Source organism: Streptomyces sp. CGMCC 4.7035, assembly GCF_031583065.1.
Taxonomy (GTDB): Bacteria; Actinomycetota; Actinomycetes; order Streptomycetales; family Streptomycetaceae; genus Streptomyces; species Streptomyces yaanensis.
Genome location: NZ_CP134053.1, coordinates 826,908 through 853,445 on the forward strand (window position 1 = coordinate 826,908; position 26,538 = coordinate 853,445).

Genomic DNA, 26,538 nt, shown 5'->3' on the forward strand with positions numbered 1-26,538 from the left:
CGACGTTCACCGAGCTGCTCGGCCGGGTGCGGGAGACCGGTCTGGCTGGGTTCGAGCACCAGGATGTGCCGTTCGAGCGCCTGGTGGAGGAGCTGGCTCCTTCCCGCTCCCTGTCGCGGCATCCGTTGTTCCAGGTGATGCTCACCGTGCAGAACAACGCCGAGGCGGTACTGGACCTGCCGGGCGTGCAGGCCGGGGGGCCTGCTTCGGAGCAGCTTGCTGGGACGCCGGTTGCGGCCGTCGCGAAGTTCGATCTGGACGTGACGGTGTCGGAGGTTGTCGATGCCGCTGGTGTCCCGGTGGGCCTGAACGGTGTGGTGACGGGGTCGGCGGACCTGTTCGACGCCGAGAGCGTCGCCGTGATCGTCGAGCGTTTGGTGCGGGTGCTGGAGGCGGTGGTCGCCGATCCGGCGGTGCCGTTGTCCGAGGTGGATGTGCTGGATGCCGGTGAGCGGCGTCGGGTGCTGGTGGAGTGGAACGACACCGATGTGGTGGTGCCGGCGGCGACGGTGCCGGAGCTGTTCGCGGCCCAGGCGGCACGGGTGCCGGATGCGCCGGCGGTGGTTGGCGACGGGTTCGAGGTGTCCTATGCGGAGCTGGACGCTCGGTCGAACCGACTTGCCCGGTTGCTGATCGGCCAGGGTGTGGGTCCGGAATCGGTGGTGGCGGTGTGCCTGGACCGGGGCCTTGACCTGGTGGTGGCGCTGCTGGCGGTGTGGAAGGCCGGGGGCGCGTACCTGCCGGTCGATCCGGAGCTGCCGACTGAGCGGGTCTCCTTCATGGTCGCTGATGCGGAGGCGCGGTGCCTGCTGACGTCGACGGCGCGTTCGGGCGTGGTGTCTGGATCGTTTCCGTCGATGGTTGTGGATGATCCCGAGGTCGTGGAGTGGCTTGCGGAGTGCGATGGCGGTCCGCTGATGCCCGACGAACTGGCCGGGGTACTGTTTGCCGACCACCCGGCGTATGTGATCTACACGTCGGGGTCGACGGGTGTACCGAAGGGCGTGGTGGTCCGGCACGCCGGCGCGGTGAACCTGGTGGCGCCGCGGGCACAGCAGTTCGGGCTGGATGCGGGCAGCAGGGTGTTGCAGTTCGCGTCGGTGGGGTTCGACGCGGCGACGTGGGATCTCTTGCTGGTGTTGGGCTCTGGTGCCTGTTTGGTGGTGGCGCCTGCGCAGGAGTTGCTGCCGGGTGCGGGGCTGGCTGATGTGGTGGCGCGGCATGGGGTGACGCAGGTGCTGTTGCCGCCTGCGGTGTTGGCGGTGCTTGAGCTGGAGGACTTGGCGTCGGTGTCGACGCTCGTGTCCGGGGGTGAGGCGCTGGGCGAGGAGTTGGTGGCCCGGTGGGCGGCGGGGCGGCGGTTCGTGAATGCCTATGGGCCGACGGAGATCACGGTGTGCGCCGTGGTGTCGGGGCCGTTGGCCGTCGGTGATGCTCCGCACATCGGCAGGCCGATCGCCAATACGCGGGTGTTCGTGCTGGACGAGCGGCTGCGCCCGGTGCCGGTCGGTGTGGCGGGGGAGTTGTACATCGCGGGTGCGGGTCTGGCGCGTGGTTATGTGGGGCGGGCGGGGCTGACCGCGGAGCGGTTTGTGGCCGATCCGTTCGACACGGCCGGCGCGGGTGGCCGGTTGTACCGGACCGGGGATGTGGTGCGCTGGAGTGAGTCCGGTGATCTGGTGTATGTGGGCCGGGCGGATGAGCAGGTGAAGGTCCGTGGTTTCCGAATCGAGCCGGGCGAGATCGAAGCCGCCCTGAAGGCGCACCCGCAGGTCGCCCAGGCCGCGGTGATCGTGCGGGAGGATGCGGCCGGGGACAAGCGTCTGGTCGCCTACGTCGTCCCGGCGACCGGTTCTGAGGTTGACGCGGCCGTGCTGCGGGCGTTTGTCGCCGAGCGTCTGCCGGAGTACATGGTGCCGTCGGCGGTGGTGGTCCTTGAGGCGTTGCCGCTGACGGTGAACGGGAAGCTGGACCGGCGGGCCCTGCCCGCGCCCGACTTCGCGGCCATCGCCGGCTCAGGTCGTGGCCCGGCGAATGTGCGCGAGGAGATTCTGTGCCAGGGCTTCGCCGAGGTCCTCGGGCTGGAGTCGGTCGGCGTCGAGGACGACTTCTTCGCCCTGGGCGGTCACTCGCTGCTGGCGGTCCGCTTGGTGGAGTGGCTGCGGGTGCGGGGTGTGTCGGTGTCGGTGCGGGCGTTGTTCGTCTCGCCGACGCCGGCGGGGTTGGCGGCTGCGTCGGGTGCGGTGGCGGTTGTGGTGCCGGAGAACCTGATCCCGGACGGGGCGCAGGTGATCACGCCGGAGATGCTGCCGTTGGTGGAGCTGACCGAGGCCGAGATCCAGACCGTGGTGGCCGGGGTGCCGGGTGGTGCGGGCAACGTGGCGGACGTCTATCCGCTGGCCCCGCTGCAGGAAGGGATTCTCTTCCACCATCTGCTGGCCGATGGCGGTCAGGACGCGTATGTGCTGCCGATGGTGCTGGAGTTCGACGACCGTTCCCGGCTGGACGGGTTCGTCGGGGCGTTGCAGCAGGTCGTCGACCGGCATGACGTGTTCCGCACGTCGTTGGTGTGGCAGGGGCTGCGTGAGCCGGTTCAGGTGGTGTGGCGGTCCGCTGAACTGCCGGTGACCGAGATGAGCCTTGACACTGACAGTACCGATCCGGCGGCGGATCTGATCTCCGCCATCGGACTGTCGATGGATCTGCAGCGGGCGCCGCTGCTGGATCTGCATGTCGCCGAGGTTTTCGGTGGCCGGTGGCTGGGGTTGGTGCGGGTGCATCACCTGGTGCAGGACCACACCGCGATGGACGTCGTGTACGACGAGGTACGCACCATCCTGGCCGGGCGTGCCGAGGAGCTTCCGGAGCCGTTGCCGTTCCGGGACTTCGTGGCCCAGGCCCGGGCCGGTCTCGACACCGGCGAGCACGACGATTTTTTCCGGGAGCTTCTGGCCGGGGTGGACGAGCCGACCGCGGCGTTCGGGGTCAGCGATGTGCGCGGCGACGGCTCGGGGGTGGTCCGTGCAGGCCGGCCCATGGACGCCGGTCTGGCGGCGCGGCTGCGGGAGGTGGCACGGCGGCTGGGCGCCAGCCCGGCGACGGTGATGCACGTGGTGTGGTCGCGGGTCCTGGCGGTGGTGTCGGGCCGTGACGACGTGGTGTTCGGCACGGTGCTGTTCGGCCGGATGAACGCAGGCGCCAGCGCGGACCGGGTGCCCGGGTTGTTCATCAACACCCTGCCGGTACGGGTACGCACCAGCGAACTCGACGTGCTGGACGCGGTCACGGCGATGCGCGGCCAGCTGGCCGGGCTGCTGGAGCACGAGCACGCGCCTCTGGCGCTGGCCCAGCGAGCCAGCGCGGTGCCGGCCGATGAACCGCTGTTCAACACGGGGTTCAACTACCGGCACAACACCGGCGGGGTCCGGGACGAGTCCGGCGGCGCCGGGTTCGAGGGTGTCCGGGAGGTGTTCTCCCGGGAAAGCAGCACCTACCCGTTGACGATCCTGGTCGATGACGACGGGGACGGGTTCGATCTGGCCGTGGATGCGGTGGGTCCGATCGATCCGCAGGCGGTGACCGGCATGCTGCATGCCGCGGTCGCAGCGCTGGTGCCGGCGCTTGAGCACGCGCTGGACGGCGGCGCGCGGGTGCCCCTGTCCGCGCTCGACGTGCTGGACGCGGATGACCGGCGTCGGATGCTGGTGGAGTGGAACGACACGGCGGCCAAGGTGCCGTCCGCGACGTTGCCGGAGTTGTTCGCGGCGCAGGTCGCGCGGACTCCGGAAGCCGTGGCGGTGATGTCCGAAAGCGAGTCGGTCACGTACGCCGAGTTGGATGTGCGGGCGAATCGTCTGGCGCGATATCTGGCCGGGCTCGGTGTGGGTCCGGAGTCGGTGGTGGGGTTGTGTCTGCCGCGTGGGGTGGACGTGATCGTGGCAATGCTGGCCGTGTCGAAGGCTGGAGCGGCGTATCTGCCGATCGATCCGGAGTATCCGGCCGAGCGAATCGCGTTCATGCTGGCCGACGCGCGGGCGGCGGTGCTGGTCGGCACCGAGGACGTGCTCGATGAGTTGCCGACCGGACGGGCGCCGATGGTGGCGCTGGACGATCCGCAGGTGGCTGCGCAGGTGTCGTCGATGTCCGGCGATGCGCTGTCGGTCTCCCTGCTCGCGGACCATCCGGCGTATGTGATCTACACCTCTGGGTCGACGGGGGTGCCCAAGGGCGTGGTCGTCACCCATGCGGGGTTGGGGAGTCTGGCGGCTACCCAGGCGCAGCGGTTCGCGCCAGGTGTGGGGAGCAGGGTGTTGCAGTTCGCGTCGGTGGGCTTCGACGCGGCGAGCTGGGAATTGTTGATGGCGTTGTGTTCGGGTGCCTGCTTGGTGGTGGCGTCTGCCCGGGAGCTGTTGCCTGGTGCGGCGTTGGCGGGCGTGGTGGCGCGGTTCGGCGTGACGCATGCGACGTTGCCGCCGGCGGTGCTGGGCGTGCTGGAGCCGGAGGACCTGGCTTCGGTGACGACGCTGGTGTCGGCTGGTGAGGCGCTGGGCGGTGAGTTGGTGGCCCGGTGGACGCCGGGGCGACGGTTCGTGAATGCGTACGGGCCGACGGAGACGACGGTGTGTGCGGCCATGTCCGGTGTGTTGGAGGCCGGGGATGTGCCGGGTATCGGTGGTCCGATCCTCAACGCTCGGGTGTATGTGCTGGATGATCGGCTTACTCCGGTACCGGCCGGGGTGGCTGGGGAGTTGTATGTGGCCGGTGTGGGTCTGGCGCGCGGGTATGTGGGGCGTGCGGGGCTGACTGCGGGACGGTTTGTGGCCGACCCGTTCGACACCACCGGCGGCGGTGGCCGGTTGTACCGGACCGGGGACGTGGTGCGCTGGAACGCCGATGGCGAGCTGGTATACCGGGGCCGGGCGGATGAGCAGGTGAAGATCCGTGGTTTCCGGATCGAGCCGGGCGAGATCCAGGCGGTGATCGCCGCTCACCCGCTGGTGGCGCAAGCTGCGGTCATCACGCGGGAGGACGCTCCGGGGGAGAAGCGCCTGGTCGCCTATGTGGTCCCGGCTGTGGCCGGTGAGGACCAAGGCTTTGACGGGGCCGATGGATTGCCGTCCGTGCTGCGAGAGCTTGTCGCGTCGCGGCTGCCCGAGTACATGGTGCCCTCGGCCGTAATGGTGCTCGATGCACTGCCGTTGACACCCAACGGCAAGTTGGACCGCAAAGCCCTGCCGGGACCGGACGCCGCCACCACTGCAGGGTCCGGACGCGGTCCGGCCAACGAGCGCGAAGAAATCCTGTGCCAGGCGTTCGCCGAGATCCTGGGCCTGGAGTCCATCGGCGTCGATGACGACTTCTTCGTCCTGGGTGGGCATTCACTGCTCGCGGTGCGGCTGGCCAGCCGGGTGCGGACTGCGCTCGGGGTGGAGTTGTCGCTGGGGACCTTGTTCGAGGCTCCCACGGTCGCGGGTTTGGCAGAGCGGTTGTCGGATGCCGGTGCGGAGCAGTCGGCCCTGGTGCCGTGGGCGCGCCCAGGGCGGCTGCCGTTGTCGTTCGCGCAGCAGCGGCTCTGGTTCATCGGACAGTTGGAGGGCCCGAGCGCCCTTTACAACATCCCGATGGTGCTGGCGTTGTCCGGTGACGTGGACTCCGCAGCCCTCGGTTCGGCGTTGCGGGATGTGATCGGGCGGCACGAGGTACTGCGTACGGTCTTCCCCACGGCCGCAGACGGACAGCCGTACCAGCAGATCATCGGCATCGACGAGCTGGACTGGGAGCTGCAGTCGGTCGAGGTGGCCGCGTCCGATCTCGACACGGAGATCGCGGCGGCGGCCAGGAATGCCTTCGATCTCGCCTCCGAGGTCCCGATCCGGGCGTGGCTGTTCACCGACGGCTCGGGCGAGCGCGTGTTGGTGGTGGTCGTGCACCACATCGCCGGGGACGGCTGGTCGACGGGACCGCTGGCCCGGGACGTCTCGACGGCGTATGCGGCGCGTCGTGAGGGCCGTGCTCCGGTGTGGGAGCCGTTGCCGGTGCAGTACGCGGACTACGCGCTGTGGCAGCGGGACCGGTTGGGCAGCGAGGACGACCCGGACAGCCTGATATCCCAGCAGGTGGGGTTCTGGCGGGAGGCTTTGGCAGGGACGCCGGAGGAGCTGGCGTTGCCGGTGGACCGGCCGCGCCCGGCGGTGGCGGGTCACCGTGGGCACGCGGTGCCGTTGCAGGTCTCTGCCGACGTGCATGCGCGGCTGCTGTTGGTGGCGCGTGAGCAGGGTGTGACGGTGTTCATGCTGCTGCAGGCCGCGTTGGCGGTCCTGCTGGCCAAGCTGGGTGCCGGCGAGGACATCCCGATCGGCGCGGCGGTCGCCGGGCGCACGGACGAGGCACTCGACGACCTGGTCGGCTTCTTCGTCAACACCTTGGTGATGCGTACGGATGTGTCGGGTGACCCGACGTTCACCGAGCTGCTGTCCCGGGTGCGGCAGGCGAGTCTGGCCGGGTTCGAGCACCAGGATGTGCCGTTCGAGCGGTTGGTGGAGGAGCTGGCTCCTGCCCGTTCGCTGTCGCGGCATCCGTTGTTCCAGGTGATGCTCACCCTGCAGAACAACGCCGAGGCGGAGCTGGATCTGCCGGGAGTGCAGGTCGACGGGCACGCCGCGTCCGTCACGGCGGTGTCCGTTGCGAAGTTCGATCTGGATGTGGCGGTGTCGGAGGTCGTCGATGCCGATGGTGCTGCGGCGGGGCTGCGCGGTGTGGTGACGGGGTCGGCGGATCTGTTCGATGCCGGCAGCGTCGTGGTGTTCGCCGAGCGTTTGGTGCGGGTGCTGGAGACGGTGCTCGCTGATCCGTCGGTGCCGGTCTCCGCGGTGGATGTGCTCGACGGCGATGAGCGTCGTCGGGTGCTGGAGGAGTGGAACGAGACCGGGTTCGCCGCGCCGGAGGTTTCGGTGCCGGAGTTGTTCGCGGCACAGGTGACGCGGACGCCTGATGCGATGGCGGCGGTGAGCGACGGGGTGGAGGTCTCGTATGCGGAGTTGGATGCGCGGGCGAACCGGCTGGCCCGGTACCTGACCGGGCTGGGTGTGGGTGCGGAGTCGGTGGTGGGGCTGTGTCTGCCGCGTGGGGTGGACATGGTGGTGGCGTTGCTGGCGGTGTGGAAGGCCGGGGGCGCGTACCTGCCGATCGATCCGGGCCACCCGGTTGAGCGGATCGAGTTCATGGTGGCGGATGCGGCGCCGGTGTGTGTGCTGACCGTGTCCGGAGTGCCCGCTGTGAATGCTATGACCGGTGTGGTGCCCGTGGTGATGCTGGATGACCCGCGGGTGTCTGAGGCGGTGTCGGCGCTGTCCGATGCGGATTCTGGGGTGCCGGTGTCGCCGGGGTGTGCGGCATATGTGATCTACACGTCGGGGTCGACGGGGCTGCCGAAGGGCGTGGTGGTCGAGCAGCGTTCGGTGGCTGCGCTGGTGGCGTGGGCGGGCTCGCGGTTCGGGGCCGGTGGGGAGTTCGAGCGGGTACTGGGCTCGACGTCGCTGAGTTTCGATGTGTCGGTGTTCGAGCTGCTGGGCCCGTTGTGTGCGGGTGGTTGCGTGGAGGTGGTGGAGGACCTGCTGACGTTGGCTGACGGAGCTGCTGACGTGGGCGAGGTGTCATTGGTCAGCGCGGTGCCTTCGGCGCTGGCGCGGGTGCTCGGCGGTGCTGGCGGTGGTCTGGCCGGTGTCGGAAGGGTGGTGTTGGCGGGCGAGGGGTTGTCCGCGGGAGTTCTCGGTGCGGTACGTGAGGCGTTGCCGGGTGCCTCGGTGGCCAACATCTATGGCCCGACCGAGGCGACGGTGTATGCCACGGCGTGGTTCGGCGACGGCGACTGCGATGGTGACGCGCAGGTGCGGGAGGCAGGTTGGGTGCCGCCGATCGGCCGTCCGATCGGCGGGGTGCGGGCGTACGTGCTCGATGACCGGCTGGCTCCGGTTCCCGTAGGGGTGGCCGGGGAGTTGTACATCGCCGGTTCGGGTGTGGCGCGCGGGTATCTGGGCCGCGCGGGTCTGACCGCGGGGCGGTTCGTGGCCGACCCGTTCGATGCCGTCGGTGGTGGCCGCTTGTATCGGACCGGGGATGTGGTGCGCTGGAACGCTGATGGTGATCTGGTGTTCGTGGGGCGGGCCGATGAGCAGGTAAAGGTCCGTGGCTTCCGGATCGAGCCCGGCGAGATCGAGGCGGTGCTGACGGCGCATCCGCCGGTGGCCCAGGCCGCAGTGATCGTCCGGGAGGACGAGCCGGGCGACAGGCACCTGGTCGCCTACGTCGTGGCGGTGGCCGGGGCTGAGGTGGATCCGGGTCTGCTGCGGGAGCACGTCTCTTCCCGGTTGCCGGAGTACATGGTCCCGTCGGCGGTGGTGGTGCTGGATGCGCTGCCGCTCAATATGAACGGGAAGCTGGACCGGCGGGCCCTGCCCGCGCCGGACTTCGCCGCGCTCACCGGGTCCGGGCGTGGCCCGGCGAACGTGCGCGAGGAACTGCTGTGCTTGGCGTTCGCTGAGGTCTTGGGCCTGGAGTCCGTGGGTGTCGAGGACGACTTCTTCACCCTGGGCGGCCACTCGCTGCTCGCGGTGCGGCTGGTCAGCCGGGTCCGAGCGGTGCTCGGTGTGGAATTGTCGCTACGGATGCTGTTCGAGGCTCCGACGGTGGCGGGTCTGGCGGCCCGGCTCTCGGATGCCGGTGCGGCGCGTTCCGTCCTGGTTCCGTGGGCGCGTCCGGAGCGGCTGCCGCTGTCGTTCGCGCAGCAGCGTCTGTGGTTCCTTGGGCAGTTGGAGGGCCCGAGCGCGCTCTACAACATCCCGATGGCGATACGTCTGTCCGGTGATGTGGACTCCGCCGCTCTCGGAGCGGCGTTGCGGGATGTGATCGGCCGGCACGAGGTGCTGCGCACGGTCTTCCCGACCGCTGAGGGTGAGCCGTTCCAGCAGGTCATCGGCATCGATGAGCTGGACTGGGGGCTGCAGCCGGTCGAGGTGGCCGCCGAAGAGCTGCCGGGTGCGGTCGCGGCGGCGACGGAGTACGCCTTCGATCTCGCGGTGGAGATGCCGATCCGGGCGTGGCTGTTTACCGATGGCTCGGACGAGTCGGTATTGGTGGTGGTGGTGCACCACATCGCCGGGGACGGCTGGTCGATGGGCCCGCTGGCCAAGGACGTGTCGACCGCGTACGCGGCGCGGTGTCAGGGTCGTGCTGCGCAGTGGTCGCCGCTGCCGGTGCAGTACGCGGACTACGCGCTGTGGCAGCGGGAGCTGCTGGGCAGCGAGGACGACCCGGAGAGTTTGATCTCACGCCAGGTTGCCTACTGGCGGCAGGCTTTGGCTGGAGTACCGGAGCAGCTGGCGCTGCCGACAGACCGTCCGCGTCCGGCAGTCGCGAGCAACCGCGGGCATACGGTGCCGTTGCAGGTGCCGGCCGACGTGCATGCCCGGCTCCTGCGAGTGGCGCGTGAGCAGGGTGTGACGGTGTTCATGGTGCTGCAGGCCGCGTTGGCGGTGCTGCTGTCCAAGCTGGGAGCCGGTGAGGACGTCCCCATCGGGGCAGCGGTCGCCGGGCGCACGGACGAGGCGCTGGACGACCTGGTCGGCTTCTTCATCAACAGCCTGGTGATGCGCACGGATCTGTCGGGCGATCCGACGTTCGAGCAGGTTCTGGCTCGGGTTCGTGAGACGAGTCTGGCTGGGTTCGAGCACCAGGACGTGCCGTTCGAGCGCCTGGTGGAGGAGCTTGCTCCGGTCCGCTCCCTGTCGCGGCACCCGTTGTTCCAGGTGATGCTCACCGTGCAGAACAACGCCGAAGCGGTACTGGACCTGCCGGGCGTGCAGGCCGGCGCGCACGCGGCGTCGAACACGTCGATGTCGGCTGCCAGGTTCGACCTCGATGTGAATGTGGGTGAGGTGTTCGGTGCGGACGGTGTTCCGGCCGGGATTCATGGCGGGGTGACGGGGTCGGCGGATCTGTTCGACGCCGGCACGGTGGCCGTGATCGCCGAGCGGTGGGTGCGGGTGTTGGAGGCGGTTACGGCCGACCCGTCGGTGCCGGTCTCCGGGGTGGATGTGCTGGATCCCGGCGAGCGGCGCCGGGTGCTGGTGGAGTGGAACGACACGGATGCGGTCGTGCCGGATGCCCTGGTGCCGGAGTTGTTCGCGGGGCAGGCGGCGCGGACCCCGGACGCGGTGGCCGTCGTCGCGGACGGTGTCGAGCTGTCCTACGCGGAACTGGAGGCCCGGGCGAATCGTCTGGCGCGGTATCTGACCGGGCTGGGTGTGGGTGCGGAGTCGGTGGTGGGGTTGTGTCTGCCGCGTGGGGTGGACATGGTGGTGGCCCTGTTGGCGGTGTGGAAGTCCGGGGGTGCGTATCTGCCCATCGACCCGGAGTATCCGGCCGAGCGGATCTCGTTCATGCTCTCCGATGCGCGGGCGGCGGTGCTGGTGGGCACCGAGGACATCCTGGACGAGTTGCCGGCGGTGAGGGTGCCGGTGGTGGCGTTGGACGATCCGCAGGTGGCTGCGGTGGTGTCGTCGGTGGCTGACGGCCCGGTCGGGGTTCCGGTGGTGCCGGGGCAGTTGGCGTATGTGATCTATACGTCGGGGTCGACGGGGACGCCGAAGGGTGTCGGGGTGACTCATGGCGGGTTGGCGAACTATGTGGTGTGGGCGGCGGGTGAGTATGGTCCGGCTGCTGGTGGGGCGGTGTTGCATTCGTCGTTGGCGTTCGACCTGACGGTGACGAGTGTGGTGGTGCCGTTGGTGGCGGGGTCGGTGGTGGTGGCCAGTGCTGAGGGCGGTGCCGAGGGTCTGGCGGGGCTGGTGAATGCCTCGGGTGGTTTTGATGTGCTGAAGGTGGTGCCGGGGCATCTGCCGTTGCTGGCGGAGCTGGTGACCGATGCTGCCGCGTCGTCGGCGGCGCGGGTGCTGGTGGTGGGTGGTGAGGCGTTGTCGGCCGGTCCGGTGCGTGACTGGCTGGGGCGCACGCCGGACTCGGTGGTGGTCAATGAGTACGGGCCGACCGAGGCGACGGTGGGGTGTTGTGTGTTCCGGGCGGTGGCTGGTGAGCCGCTGGATGAGCTGGTGCCGATCGGGCGGCCGGTCGCGAACACCCGGTTGTACGTCCTTGATGAGTCGCTGCGGCCGGTGCCGGTCGGGGTTGCCGGCGAGTTGTACATCGCCGGGGCTCAGTTGGCGCGTGGGTATGTGGGGCGTGCGGGTCTGACCGGTGAGCGGTTCGTCGCCGACCCGTTCGACACCGGCGGTGGTGGGCGTTTGTACCGGACCGGGGATGTGGTGCGGTGGGACGCCGAGGGGAACCTGGTGTATCTGGGGCGTGCGGATGAGCAGGTGAAGGTCCGTGGTTTCCGGATCGAGCCGGGTGAGATCGAGTCTGTGCTGACCGCGCACCCGGAGGTCGCGCAGGCTGCCGTCATCGCTCGGGAGGACGAGCCGGGCGACAGGCGTCTGGTCGCCTACGTCGTCCCGACCGCCGGAGATGATCCGGACCAGGACGCCGGCCTCGATGGAGATGTCGTCGGAAGCATGCCGTCGCTGTTGCGGGAGTTTGTCGCCTCGCGTCTGCCGGAGTACATGGTTCCGGCTGCGGTGGTGGTGCTGGATGCGCTGCCGTTGACCCACAACGGGAAGCTGGACCGTAGGGCTCTGCCCGCTCCCGAGTCCGCGGCCGTGGGCGGTTCCGGGCGTGGCCCGGCCAACGTCCGCGAGGAGATGCTGTGTGAGGCGTTCGCCGAGGTCCTGGGCCTTTCGGCTGTGGGGGTCGACGACGACTTCTTCGCCCTGGGCGGGCACTCCCTGTTGGCGGTGCGTTTGATCAGCCGGATCAGGGCGGCACTGGGCGCCGAGCTTGACATCCGGGCATTGTTCGAGGCCCCGACGGTGGCCGGTCTCGCGGCGCGGCTCTCGGATGCCGGTGTGGCGCGGTCTGCTTTGGTGCCGTGGGTGCGTCCGGAGCGGTTGCCGTTGTCGTTCGCGCAGCAGCGTCTGTGGTTCATCGGGCAGTTGGAAGGCCCGAGCGCGCTCTACAACATTCCGGTGGCGATTCGCCTGTCCGGTGATGTCGACCAGGTCGCGCTTGCGGCGGCGTTGCGGGATGTGATCGGCCGGCACGAGGTGCTGCGCACGGTCTTCCCCACCGCGGACGGTCAGCCGTACCAGCAGGTCATCGGCCTTGGTGAGCTGGAGTGGGAGCTGCAGCGGGTCGATGTGGCTGCTGAGGATCTGCCGGGTGCGGTCGCCCGAGCGACGGAGTATGCCTTCGATCTGGCGGTGGAGGTGCCGATCCGGGCGTGGCTGTTCACGGCCGGGCCGGATGAGCATGCCCTGGTGGTGGTGGTGCACCACATCGCCGGTGACGGTTGGTCGACCGGTCCGCTGGCCCAGGACGTGTCGGCGGCGTACGCGGCGCGCCTTGAAGGGCGTGCTCCGGTGTGGGAGCCGTTGCCGGTGCAGTACGCGGACTACGCGCTGTGGCAGCGTGAACTGCTCGGGGACGAGCAGGACCAGGACAGCCTGATCTCCCAGCAGGTCGCCTACTGGCGTGAGGCGTTGGCCGGGGTTCCGGAGGAGCTGGCGCTGCCGGTGGACCGGCCGCGCCCGGCGGTGGCGAGCCATCGCGGGCACACCGTGCTGTTCGAGGTGCCGGCTGCGGTGCAGACGCGGCTGCAGGAAATCGCGCTTGACCACGGCGTGACGGTGTTCATGGTGGTGCAGGCCGCGCTTGCGGTGCTGCTGTCGAAGCTGGGCGCCGGTGAGGACATCCCGATCGGTGCGGCGGTCGCCGGGCGTACGGATGAGGCGCTGGACGACCTGGTCGGGTTCTTCGTCAACACGCTGGTGATGCGCACGGACCTGTCGGGTGACCCGAGCTTCGAGCAGGTGCTGACCCGGGTACGTGAGGCAGGCCTGTCGGCGTTTGCGCATCAGGATGTGCCGTTCGAGCGGTTGGTGGAGGAGCTGGCTCCTGCCCGTTCGCTGTCGCGGCATCCGTTGTTCCAGGTGATGCTCACCGTGCAGAACAACGCCCAGGCGGTCCTGGACCTGCCGGGCGTTCGAGCCGGTGGGCAGGCAGCGACGCAGCTCGGTGGGACGCCGATTGCGGCAGTCGCGAAGTTCGACCTGGACGTGACGGTGTCGGAGGTGTTCGATGCCGAGGGTGTTCCGTCCGGGCTGTTTGGTGGGGTGACCGGGTCTGCGGATCTGTTCGATCCGGAGACGGTGGCGGTGTTCGTCGAGCGTCTGGTGCGGGTGCTGGAGGCGGTGGCCGCCGATCCGTCGGTGTCGGTGTCCGGTGTGGATGTGCTGGATGCGGGTGAGCGGGATCGGGTGCTGCGTCAGTGGAACGACACGGACACGGTGGTGCCGCAGGTTCTGGTGCCGGGGTTGTTCGCGGGGCAGGTGGCGCGGATGCCGGATGCGCCGGCGGTGGTGTTCGAGGGCGAGTCCGTCTCCTATGGGGAGCTGGATGCGCGGGCGAATCGTCTGGCCCGGTATCTGTCGGGGTTGGGTGTGGGTGCGGAGTCGGTGGTGGGGTTGTGTCTGCCGCGTGGGGTGGACATGGTGGTGGCCCTGTTGGCGGTGTGGAAGGCCGGTGGCGCGTATGTGCCGGTGGATCCGGAGCTGCCCGTGGAGCGGATCGCGTTCATGCTGGCTGATGCGGGGCCGGTGTGTGTGCTGACGGTGTCCGGGGTGGCCGGGGTGCTGTCCGGGCCGGAGGGTGCGTCGGAGGGCGTGCCGGGTGTGTCGGTGCCGGTGGTGGTGCTGGATGAGCCGGGTGTGGTGGCGGCGGTGTCGTCGTTGTCCGGTGGGTCTGTGCCGGTGTCGTTGGTGTCGGGGCAGTTGGCGTATGTGATTTATACGTCGGGGTCGACGGGGACGCCGAAGGGTGTGGCGGTCTCGCATGGGGCGTTGGCGAATACGGTGGCGGTGTTCACGCCGGTGTTCGGTGCGGTGCCGGGTGTGGGGGTGTTGCAGTTCGTTTCGTTCAGTTTCGATGCGTCGGTGCTGGATGTGGCGGTGGCGTTGACGTCGGGGGCGCGTTTGGTGGTGGCGTCGGCGGCGCAGCGGGTGGATGCGGGGTTGTTGCGGGATCTGGTGGTCTCGGCCGGGGTGCGGGTGGCCAGTGTGGTGCCGAGTCTGCTGGAGATGCTCTCGCCGGGGGATCTGGCGCCGGTGGAGCACATGGTGGTGGGTTCGGAGGCGATCTCTGCCCGGACGGCCGGGGCGTGGGCGCAGGGCCGTGTGTTGTCCCATGCCTATGGTCCGACGGAGGCCGCGGTGATGATGGCGGCCGGGGTGCTGGATCCGGGGGTGGCGGAGTCTGCGGTGGTGTCGTTCGGGCGTCCGTCCGGTAACAGCCGGGTGTTCGTGCTGGACGAGCGGCTTGCTCCGGTGCCGGTGGGTGTGGCGGGTGAGTTGTATATCGCGGGTGCGCAGCTGGCCCGTGGGTATGCGGGCCGTGCGGGTCTGACCGGTGAGCGGTTCGTCGCCGACCCGTTCGACACCACCGGTGGTGGCCGCCTGTATCGGACCGGGGATGTGGTGCGGTGGAGCGAGTCCGGTGAGCTGGTGTTCGTCGGGCGTGCGGATGAGCAGGTGAAGGTCCGTGGTTTCCGGATCGAGCTGGGCGAGATCCAGGCGGTCATCGCCGCGCACCCGCAGGTCGCGCAGGCTGCCGTCATCGCGCGGGAGGATGAGGGCGGGGACAAGCGCCTGGTCGCCTACGTCATCCCGACGGCCGATGCCGATGCTGGTCTCGTTGGCGGTCTCCCCACAGCATTGCGGGAGCATGTTGCTTCGCGTCTGCCGGAGTACATGGTTCCGGCTGCGGTGGTGGTGCTGGATGTGCTGCCGCTGAACACGAACGGGAAGCTGGACCGCAAGGCCCTGCCCGCGCCGGACTTCACCGCGATCGCCGGTTCCGGGCGTGGCCCGGCCAACGCCCGTGAAGAGCTGCTGTGCCAGGCGTTCGCCGAGGTCCTGGGCCTTTCGGCTGTGGGCGTCGACGACGACTTCTTCGCGCTGGGCGGGCATTCCCTGCTCGCGGTGCGCCTGGTCAGCCGGGTGCGTGCGGTTCTCGGGGTCGAGGTGTCGCTGCGGGTGCTGTTCGAGGCTCCGACGGTGGCCGGCCTTGCCGCGCGGCTTTCGGGTGCTGGTGTGGCGCGGTCTGCTTTGGTGCCGTGGGTGCGTCCGGAGCGGTTGCCGTTGTCGTTCGCGCAGCAGCGCCTGTGGTTCATCGGGCAGTTGGAAGGCCCGAGCGCGCTCTACAACATTCCGATGGCGATACGCCTGTCCGGTGATGTCGACCAGGTCGCGCTTGCGGCGGCGTTGCGGGATGTGATCGGCCGGCACGAGGTGCTGCGCACGATGTTCCCGACCGCGGACGGGCAGCCGTTCCAGCAGGTCATCGGCCTTGATGACCTGGAGTGGGAGCTCCAGCTGGTCCAGGTGGCCCCGACCGACCTCCAGGCGGAGGTCGTGGCGGCGGCCGGGTACGTGTTCGATCTGGCGGTGGAGGTGCCGATCCGGGCGGGGCTGTTCAGCGACGGCTCGGATGAGCATGTCCTGGTGGTCGTGGTGCACCACATCGCCGGTGACGGTTGGTCGACCGGTCCGCTGGCCCAGGACGTGTCGGCGGCGTATGCGGCTCGTGTCGAGGGCCAGGCTCCGGTGTGGGAGCCGTTGCCGGTGCAGTACGCGGATTACGCGCTGTGGCAGCGGGAGTTGCTGGGCAGCGAGGACGACCCGGACAGCTTGATATCCCGGCAGGTGGAGTTCTGGCGGGATGCGCTCGCGGGCGCGCCGGAGGAACTGGCACTGCCGGTGGATCGTCCGCGTCCGGCGGTGGCGAGCCATCGCGGGCACGCGGTGCCGGTGCAGGTTCCGGCTGATGTGCACGCGCGGCTGCTTTCGGTGGCGCGTGAGCAGGGCGTGACGGTGTTCATGGTGGTGCAGGCCGCGCTTGCGGTGCTGCTGTCGAAGCTGGGTGCCGGTGAGGACATCCCGATGGGTGCCGCGGTTGCCGGGCGTACGGATGAGGCGCTGGACGACCTGGTCGGGTTCTTCGTGAACACGCTGGTGATGCGCACGGACCTGTCGGGTGACCCGAGCTTCGAGCAGGTGCTGACCCGGGTACGTGAGGCAGGCCTGTCGGCGTTTGCGCATCAGGATGTGCCGTTCGAGCGGTTGGTGGAGGAGCTGGCTCCTGCCCGTTCGCTGTCGCGGCATCCGTTGTTCCAGGTGATGCTCACCGTGCAGAACAACGCCCAGGCGGTCCTGGACCTGCCGGGCGTTCGAGCCGGTGGGCAGGCAGCGACGCAGCTCGGTGGGACGCCGATTGCGGCAGTCGCGAAGTTCGACCTGGACGTGACGGTGTCGGAGGTGTTCGATGCCGAGGGTGTTCCGTCCGGGCTGTTTGGTGGGGTGACCGGGTCTGCGGATCTGTTCGATCCGGAGACGGTGGCGGTGTTCGTCGAGCGTCTGGTGCGGGTGCTGGAGGCGGTGGCCGCCGATCCGTCGGTGTCGGTGTCCGGTGTGGATGTGCTGGATGCGGGTGAGCGGGATCGGGTGCTGCGTCAGTGGAACGACACGGACACGGTGGTGCCGCAGGTTCTGGTGCCGGGGTTGTTCGCGGGGCAGGTGGCGCGGACGCCGGATGCGCCGGCGGTGGTGTTCGAGGGCGAGTCCGTCTCCTATGGGGAGCTGGATGCGCGGGCGAATCGTCTGGCCCGGTATCTGTCGGGGTTGGGTGTGGGTGCGGAGTCGGTGGTGGGGTTGTGTCTGCCGCGTGGGGTGGACATGGTGGTGGCCCTGTTGGCGGTGTGGAAGGCCGGTGGCGCGTATGTGCCGGTGGATCCGGAGCTGCCCGTGGAGCGGATCGCGTTCATGCTGGCTGATGCGGGGCCGGTGTGTGTGCTGACGGTGTCCGGGGTGGCCGGGGTGCTGTCCGGGCCGGAGGGTGCGTCGGAGGGCGTGCCGGGTGTGTCGGTGCCGGTGGTGGTGCTGGATGAGCCGGGTGTGGTGGCGGCGGTGTCGTCGTTGTCCGGTGGGTCTGTGCCGGTGTCGTTGGTGTCGGGGCAGTTGGCGTATGTGATTTATACGTCGGGGTCGACGGGGACGCCGAAGGGTGTGGCGGTCTCGCATGGGGCGTTGGCGAATACGGTGGCGGTGTTCACGCCGGTGTTCGGTGCGGTGCCGGGTGTGGGGGTGTTGCAGTTCGTTTCGTTCAGTTTCGATGCGTCGGTGCTGGATGTGGCGGTGGCGTTGACGTCGGGGGCGCGTTTGGTGGTGGCGTCGGCGGCGCAGCGGGTGGATGCGGGGTTGTTGCGGGATCTGGTGGTCTCGGCCGGGGTGCGGGTGGCCAGTGTGGTGCCGAGTCTGCTGGAGATGCTCTCGCCGGGGGATCTGGCGCCGGTGGAGCACATGGTGGTGGGTTCGGAGGCGATCTCTGCCCGGACGGCCGGGGCGTGGGCGCAGGGCCGTGTGTTGTCCCATGCCTATGGTCCGACGGAGGCCGCGGTGATGATGGCGGCCGGGGTGCTGGATCCGGGGGTGGCGGAGTCTGCGGTGGTGTCGTTCGGGCGTCCGTCCGGTAACAGCCGGGTGTTCGTGCTGGACGAGCGGCTTGCTCCGGTGCCGGTGGGTGTGGCGGGTGAGTTGTATATCGCGGGTGCGCAGCTGGCCCGTGGGTATGCGGGCCGTGCGGGTCTGACCGGTGAGCGGTTCGTCGCCGACCCGTTCGACACCACCGGTGGTGGTGGCCGTTTGTACCGGACCGGGGATGTGGTGCGGTGGAGCGAGTCCGGTGAGCTGGTGTTCGTCGGGCGTGCGGATGAGCAGGTGAAGGTCCGTGGTTTCCGGATCGAGCTGGGCGAGATCCAGGCGGTCATCGCCGCGCACCCGCAGGTCGGGCAGGCTGCCGTGATCGCGCGGGAGGATGAGGGCGGGGACAAGCGTCTGGTCGCCTACGTCGTCCCGGCAACCGGTGCGGAAGCCGATCCGGTCGTGCTGCGGGAGCATGTTGCTTCGCGGCTGCCGGAGTACATGGTTCCGGCTGCGGTGGTGGTGCTGGATGTGCTGCCGCTGAACACGAACGGGAAGCTGGACCGCAAGGCCCTGCCCGCGCCGGACTTCACCGCGATCGCTGGTTCCGGGCGTGGCCCGGCCAACGTGCGCGAGGAACTGCTCTGCCAGGGCTTTGCCGAGGTCCTGGGGCTGGAGTCGGTCGGCGTCGATGACGACTTCTTCGCGCTGGGCGGTCATTCTCTGCTGGCGGTGCGGCTGGTGGAGTGGTTGCGGGTGCGGGGTGTGTCGGTGTCGGTGCGGGCGCTGTTCGTCTCGCCGACGCCGGCGGGTCTGGCGGCCACCTCGGGTGCGGTGTCGGTGGTGGTGCCGGAGAACCTGATCCCGGACGGGGCGCAGGTGATCACGCCGGAGATGCTGCCGCTGGTCGAGCTGACCGAGGCCGAGGTCCAGACCGTGGTCGGCACGGTCGAGGGCGGTGCGGCGAACGTGGCGGACATCTATCCGCTGGCCCCGCTGCAGGAAGGCATCTTCTTCCACCACCTGCTGGCCGACGGCGGCCAGGACGCGTACGCGCTGCCGACGGTCCTCGAGTTCGACGGCCGTTCCCGGCTCGACGGGTTCCTCTCCGCGTTGCAGCAGGTGATCGACCGGCACGACGTGTTCCGCACGTCGGTGGTGTGGCAGGGGCTGCGCGAGCCGGTCCAGGTGGTGTGGCGATCTGCGGCGCTGCCCGTCACCGAGGTCAGGCTCGATGCCGATGCCGAGGACCCGGCGGCGGAGTTGGTGGCGTCGGTCGGACTGTCGATGGACCTGGGGCGCGCACCGCTCCTGGACCTGCACATCACCGAGATGTCCGACGGCCGGTGGCTCGGACTGCTGCGGATGCACCACCTGGTGCAGGACCACACCACGTTGGAGGTGGTGCTGGGCGAGATCCAGGCGGTGCTGGAGGGCCGGGCCGAGGAGCTTCCGGAGCCGTTGTCGTTCCGGGAATTCGTGGCGCAGGCCCGGGCCGGTCTGGACACCGGGGAGCACGAGGAGTTCTTCCGCGAGCTGCTGGCCGGGGTGGACGAGCCGACCGCGGCGTTCGGTGTCACTGACGTACGCGGCGACGGCTCCGCGGTCGAACGGGCAGTCCTGCCCGTCGATCCCGAGCTGGCGGTGCGCTTGCGGGAGATGTCCCGTCGGCTGGGGGCCAGCCCGGCCACGGTGATGCATGTGGCGTGGTCGCGGGTGCTGGCGGCGGTCTCCGGCCGTGACGACGTCGTCTTCGGCACCGTGCTGCTGGGACGCATGAACGCCGGCGCCGGCTCCGACCGGGTACCCGGCCTGTTCATGAACACCCTTCCGGTGCGGGTGCGCACCACCGAACTCGACGTACAGGCCGCGGTTGCGGCGATGCGCGGTCAGCTGGCCGGGCTGTTGGAGCACGAGCACGCGCCGCTGGCGCTGGCCCAGCGGGTCAGCGGGGTGCCGGCCGATGAGCCGCTGTTCACCGCGCTGTTCAACTACCGGCACAACACCGCCGGAGGGGCACATGGTGCCGGCGACGGCGGTGCCCGTGGCGGCGGGTTCGACGGTGTCCGGCCGGTGCTCGCCCGGGACAGCACCAACTACCCGTTGACGGTGTCGGTCGATGACAGTGGCGCCGAGCGCTTTGCCGTGACGGTGGATGCGGTCGGGCCGATCGATCCGCAGGCTGTGGCGGGGATGCTGCTCACCGCGGTCGGCGGTGTGGTGTCGGCGTTGGAGAACGCTCTGGACGGCGGCGTGCAGGTGCCGCTGTCGGCGGTGGGTGTGCTGGACGCCGCGGAGCTGGACCAGGTGCTGCGTCAGTGGAACGACACCGATGTGGTCGTACCGCGGGGGACGCTGCCGGAGGTGTTCGCGGCGCAGGTGGCGCGGACGCCGGACGCGGTGGCAGTGGTGTCGGGGGACGAGCGGTTGACCTATGCGCAGTTGGACGCGCGGGCGAACCAGCTGGCGAGGTTGCTGGCCGGACACGGGGTGGGCCCGGACTCGCTGGTGGCGGTGCTGATGGAGCGTTCTGCCGATCTGGTGGTGGCGCTGCTGGGAGTGCTCAAGGCGGGGGCGGCGTATCTGCCGATCGACCCGGCCTACCCGGCCGAGCGGATCGGCTTCGTGCTCGCCGATGCACGTCCGTCGCTCGTGTTCACCGCGACCGCGTGCCTTCCTGCTCTGTCCGAAGTGGATGTACCGGTGTTCGTGCTGGACGATCCGCGGACCGCGGCGAGGGTCGCCGATCTGGACGACAGCGCCCTGACATCAGCGGAGCGCTGTGGCTCTCTGCTGTTGGATCACCCCGCGTATGCGATCTACACGTCGGGATCGACGGGGCGTCCCAAGGGCGTGGCTGTCACTCACCGCAATGTGATGAGCCTGTTCGCGTCGACGATGAAGCTCTTCGAGTTCGGTTCCGACGACGTGTGGAGCTGGTTCCACTCGTTCGCCTTCGACTTCTCGGTGTGGGAGTTGTGGGGCGCGCTGCTGCACGGTGGACGACTGGTGGTGGTCTCGTACGAGGTTTCCCGGTCGCCGGAGGAGTTCTGGGACCTGCTTGATCGTGAGCGGGTCACGGTCCTGAGCCAGACGCCGTCGGCGTTCTACCAGCTGATTGCGGCTGGGGCGAGCCGTCCGGACTCGGCTGCGGCGCTTCGTGCCGTGGTGTTCGGCGGGGAGGCGTTGGATCCCGCGCGGCTGGCTGACTGGTGGGCCGGCCGGCCGGGGGGCCGCCCGCGTCTTGTCAACATGTACGGCATCACCGAGACCACCGTGCATGTCACCTATCGCGCGCTCGAGGCCGGTGACATCGGGACGGCGGCCAGCGCGATCGGGCGAGGGATCCCTGGGCTGTCGGTGTACGTGCTTGATGACGGGCTTCGTCCGGTGCCGGCCGGGGTTGCCGGGGAGTTGTATGTCGCTGGTGCGCAGTTGGCCCGTGGGTACATGGGGCGCGCTGGTCTGACCGGTGAGCGCTTCGTGGCCTCCCCCTTCGGTGTCGGGGAGCGGATGTACCGCACCGGTGACCGGGCGCGCTGGACGGCCGATGGGGACCTGGTGTACCTGGGCCGGGCCGACGAGCAGGTGAAGATCCGTGGTTTCCGGATCGAGCCGGGCGAGATCCAGGCGGTCATCGCCGAGCATCCGCAGGTGGCGCAGGCGGCTGTGATCGCGCGGGAGGATGTGGGCGGGGACAGGCGTCTGGTCGCCTACGTCGTCCCGACCGCGGATGCCGATGCCGATGCCGCAGACGGGCTCCGCGCAGTGTTGCGGGAGCATGTTGCTTCGCGTCTGCCGGAGTACATGGTTCCGGCTGCGGTGGTGGTGCTGGACGGGCTGCCGCTCACGGTGAACGGCAAGCTGGACCGTAAGGCGCTGCCGGCGCCGGACTTCACCGCGATCGCTGGTTCCGGGCGTGGCCCGGCGAACGTGCGCGAAGAGATCCTGTGCCAGGCGTTCGCGGAGGTTCTGGGGCTGGAGTCGGTCGGTGTCGATGACGACTTCTTCGCGCTGGGTGGTCACTCCCTGCTGGCGGTGCGGCTGGTGGAGTGGTTGCGGGTGCGGGGTGTGTCGGTGTCGGTGCGGGCGCTTTTCGAGACCCCGACCGCTGTGGGTCTGGCGGCGGTGGCCGGTGCGGTGTCGGTGGTGGTGCCGGAGAACCTGATCCCGGACGGGGCGCAGGTGATCACGCCGGAGATGCTGCCGCTGGTCGAGCTGACCGAGGCCGAGGTCCAGACCGTGCTCGGCACGGTCGAGGGCGGTGCGGCGAACGTGGCGGACATCTACCCGCTGGCCCCGCTGCAGGAAGGCATCTTCTTCCACCACCTGCTGGCCGACGGCGGCCAGGACGCGTATGTCCTGCCGATGGTCCTCGAGTTCGACGGCCGTTCCCGGCTCGACGGGTTCCTCTCCGCGTTGCAGCAGGTGATCGACCGGCACGATGTGTTCCGCACGTCGGTCGTGTGGCAGGGGCTGCGCGAGCCGGTCCAGGTGGTGTGGCGGTCCGCGGCACTGCCGGTCACCGAGGTGACTCTTGCCGCCGATGCCGCGGACCCGGCGGCGGAGCTGGTGGCGTCGGTCGGCCTGTCGATGGACCTGGGGCGCGCACCGCTCCTGGACCTGCATATCACCGAGGCCTCCGACGGCCGGTGGCTCGGATTGCTGAGGACACATCACCTGGTGCAGGACCACACCACGTTGGAGGTGGTGCTGGGCGAGATCCAGGCAGTGCTGGAGGACAGGATCGAGGACTTGCCGGAGCCGTTGCCGTTCCGGGAGTTCGTGGCCCAGGCCCGGGCCGCTCTCGACGCCGGGGAGCACGAGGAGTACTTCCGGGAGCTGCTGGGCGATGTCCAGGAGCCGACCACGGCCTTCGGGGTCAGCGACGTGCACGGAGACGGCTCGAAGGTGGTACGGACGAGCCTGCCTGTGGATGCCGAGCTGGCGGTGCGGTTGCGTGAGGCGGCCCGTCGGTTGGGGGCCAGCCCGGCCACGGTGATGCATGTGGCGTGGTCGCGGGTGCTGGCGGTGGTCTCCGGCCGTGACGACGTCGTCTTCGGCACGCTGCTGTTCGGGCGGATGAACGCCGGTGCCGGCTCGGACCGGGTGCCTGGCCTGTTCATCAACACCCTTCCGGTGCGGGTGCGCACCGGCGAACTCAACGCTCTGGACGCCGTCGCGGCGATGCGCGGTCAGCTGGCCGGGCTGCTCGAGCACGAGCACGCGCCGCTGGCCCTGGCCCAGCGCGCCAGCGCGGTGCCGGCCGATGAGTCGCTCTTCAACTCGCTGTTCAACTACCGCCACATCACGAACGGCGGACACCAGGGCGCTGACGAATCCGGAGCCGACCGGGGCAGCGGGTTCGACGGTGTCCGTCCGCTGTTCGCCCGGGAGCGGACCAACTATCCGCTGTCCGTGTCGATCGATGACGACGGTCATGGGTTCGGACTGGTCGTGGACGCGGTCGGGTCGATCGATCCGCAGGCTGTGGTCGCGATGCTGCACACGGTGGTCGGCCACCTCGTCTCGGCGTTGGAGGATGGCCTCGACGGCGGCGGCGCGCAGGTGCCGCTCTCGGCGGTGGGCGTGCTGGACGCCGCCGAGCTGGACCAGGTGCTGCGTCAGTGGAACGACACGGGCGCGCCGGTTTCGCGAGGGACGTTGCCGGAGTTGTTCGCGGCGCAGGTGGCGCGGACGCCGGATGTGCCGGCGGTGGTGTTCGAGGGTGGTTCGGTGTCGTATGCCGAGCTGGATGCGCGTGCGAATCGTCTGGCCCGGTATCTGTCGGGGCTGGGTGTGGGTGCGGAGTCGGTGGTGGCTCTGTGTCTGCCGCGTGGTGTGGATGTGATCGTGGCGATGCTGGCCGTGTCGAAGGCTGGGGCGGCGTATCTGCCGATCGATCCGGAGTATCCGGCGGAGCGGATCGCGTTCATGCTCACCGATGCCCGGGTGGCGGTTCTGGTCCGCACGGAGGACGTGCTGCTCGATGGGTTGCCGGCCGGGCTGGTGCGGATGGTGACTCTGGACGATCCGCAGGTGGCTGCGGAGGTGTCGGCTATGTCTGACGACGCTTTCTCGGTTTCTCAACTTCTAGATCATTCCGCCTATATGATCTACACGTCTGGGTCTACGGGGGTGCCCAAGGGTGTGGTGGTCACGCATGCGGGGTTGGGGAGTTTGGTGGCTTCCCAGTCGCGGAGGTTCGCGATTGGTGAGGGCAGCCGGGTGCTGCAGTTCGCCTCGGTCGGTTTCGATGCGGCCAGTGCTGAGATTTTCGTGTCGTTGTGTTCGGGTGCGTCCTTGGTGGTGGCTCCGGCACGGGAGTTGTTGCCGGGTGCCGGCTTGAGCGGTGTGGTGGCGAGGTTCGGGGTGACGCATGTGACGTTGCCGCCTGCGGTGTTGGCGGTGTTGGAGCCTGAGGATCTGGGTTCGGTGACGACGTTGGTGTCTGCGGGTGAGGCGCTGGGTGGGGAGTTGGTGGCCCGGTGGTCTTCTGGGCGGCGGCTGGTCAACGCGTACGGGCCGACGGAGACGACGGTGTGTGCGGCGATGTCGGGTGTGTTGTCGGCCGGGGATGTGCCGCATATCGGTACTCCGGTGTTCAACGCTCGGGCGTATGTGCTGGATGAGCGGCTTGTTCCGGTGCCGGTGGGTGTGGCCGGTGAGCTGTATATCGCGGGTGAGGGTCTGGCTCGTGGGTATGCGGGTCGTTCGGGTCTGACCGCGGAGCGGTTTGTCGCCGACCCGTTCGGTACTGCCACTGGTGGTGGTCGTTTGTACCGGACCGGGGATGTGGTGCGGTGGGATGCCGCGGGGAACCTGGTGTTCGCCGGGCGTGCGGATGAGCAGGTGAAGGTCCGTGGGTATCGGATCGAGCCGGGTGAGATCCAGGCGGTGATCGCCGCGCATCCGCAGGTGGCGCAGGCCGCGGTGATCGTGCGGGAGGATGCGGGCGGGGACAGGCGTCTGGTCGCCTACGTCGTCCCGACCGCCGATGACGATGCCGACGCTGCTGTCGCCGGCGGACTGCCGACCGCGCTGCGGGAGCATGTCGCCTCGCGTCTGCCGGAGTACATGGTCCCGGCTGCGGTGGTGGTGCTGGACACGCTGCCGCTCACGGTGAACGGGAAGCTGGACCGCAAGGCCCTGCCCGCACCGAACTTCGCCTCCGCGGCCGGGGCCGGGCGCGGTCCCGCCAACGTGCGCGAGGAGATCCTGTGCCAGGCGTTCGCCGAGGTCCTCGGACTGGAGTCCGTGAGTGTCGACGACGACTTCTTCGCGCTGGGTGGGCACTCTCTGCTCGCGGTGCGTCTCGTCAGCCGGGTGCGTGCGGTTCTCGGGATCGAGGTGTCTCTGCGGATGCTCTTCGAGGCTCCGACCGTGGCCGGTCTCGCGGCGCGGCTTTCGGGGGCCGGTGTGGCGCGTTCGGCTTTGGTGCCGTGGGTGCGTCCGGAGCGGTTGCCGTTGTCGTTCGCGCAGCAGCGCCTGTGGTTCATCGGGCAGCTGGAAGGACGGAGCGCGCTCTACAACGTCCCGGTGGCGATTCGCCTGTCCGGTGACGTCGACCAGGTCGCGCTCGCGGCGGCCCTGCGGGATGTGATCGGCCGGCACGAGGTGCTGCGCACGGTCTTCCCCACCGCCGCGGACGGGCAGCCGTACCAGCAGATCATCGGCCTTGATGACCTGCAGTGGGAGCTGCAGCGGGTCCAGGTGGCTGCCGCGGAACTGCCGGGTGCGGTCGCGCAGGCGGTGGACTACGCCTTCGATCTGGTCTCCGAGGTGCCGATCCGGGCATGGCTGTTCACGGCCGGGCCGGAGGAGCATGTTCTCGTCGTGGTGGTACACCACATCTCCGGCGACGGCTGGTCCATCGGACCACTCGCGAAGGACGTGTCGGCGGCGTACGCGGCGCGCCTTGAAGGCCGTGCTCCGGTATGGGAGCCGTTGCCGGTGCAGTACGCGGACTACGCGCTGTGGCAGCGCGAACTGCTCGGTGACGATCAGGACCAGAACAGCCTGATCTCCCGGCAGGTCGCCTACTGGCGCCAGGCCCTGACCGGGGCGCCCGAGGAGCTGTCACTGCCGGTGGACCGTCCGCGTCCGGAGGTGGCGAGCCACCGCGGACACACCGTTCCGGTGCAGGTCTCGGCTGACGTGCACGCCCGGATTGCGGGCATGGCGCGTGAGCGGGGCGTGACGGCGTTCATGGTCGTGCAGGCCGCGCTGGCGGTGCTGCTGTCCAAGCTCGGTGCCGGTGAGGACATCCCGATGGGTGCCGCGGTCGCCGGGCGTACGGATGAGGCGCTGGACGACCTGGTCGGCTTCTTCGTGAACACGCTGGTGATGCGCACGGACCTGTCGGGCGACCCGACGTTCACCGAGGTGCTGGACCGGGTACGGCGGGTGAGCCTGGCCGGGTTCGAGCACCAGGACGTGCCGTTCGAGCGGTTGGTGGAGGAACTGGCCCCGGCCCGTTCCCTGGCAAGGCATCCGCTGTTCCAGGTGATGCTCACCTACCAGAACAACGCCGAAGCGGTCCTGGACCTGCCGGGCGTTCGGGCCCACGGGCATGCGGTCGAGCAGGCCGGTGACACGCCGATCGCCGCTGTCGCGAAGTTCGACCTGGACGTCACGTTGTCGGAAGTCCTCGATGCCGACGGTGTCCCGGTGGGGATCCGTGGCGTGGTGACCGGATCGACGGATCTGTTCGATCCGGACACGGTGGCGGCGATCGGCCGGCGTCTCGAACGGGTACTGGAGGCAGTGGTCGCCGATCCGTCCGTGCCGTTGTCCGGGGTGGATGTGCTGGATGCCGGTGAGCTGGAACGGGTGTTGGTGGAGTGGAACGACACGGCGGTCGAGGTGGCGTCGGTGACGTTGCCGGAGTTGTTCGCGGCGCAGGTGGCGCGGACGCCGGATGTGCCGGCGGTGGTGTTCGAGGGTGGTTCGGTGT

General features: G+C 69.5%; 1 protein-coding gene (cut by both window edges). It reads left to right on the top strand.

This entire window lies inside a single protein-coding gene on the top strand: locus Q2K21_RS03345, encoding a non-ribosomal peptide synthase/polyketide synthase (RefSeq protein ID WP_310764179.1). The 32,394-nt coding sequence extends 4,129 nt beyond the window's left edge and 1,727 nt beyond its right edge, so the window shows coding positions 4,130-30,667 (codon 1,377, partial, through codon 10,223, partial); the first complete codon in view begins at position 3. The start codon and the stop codon both lie outside this window.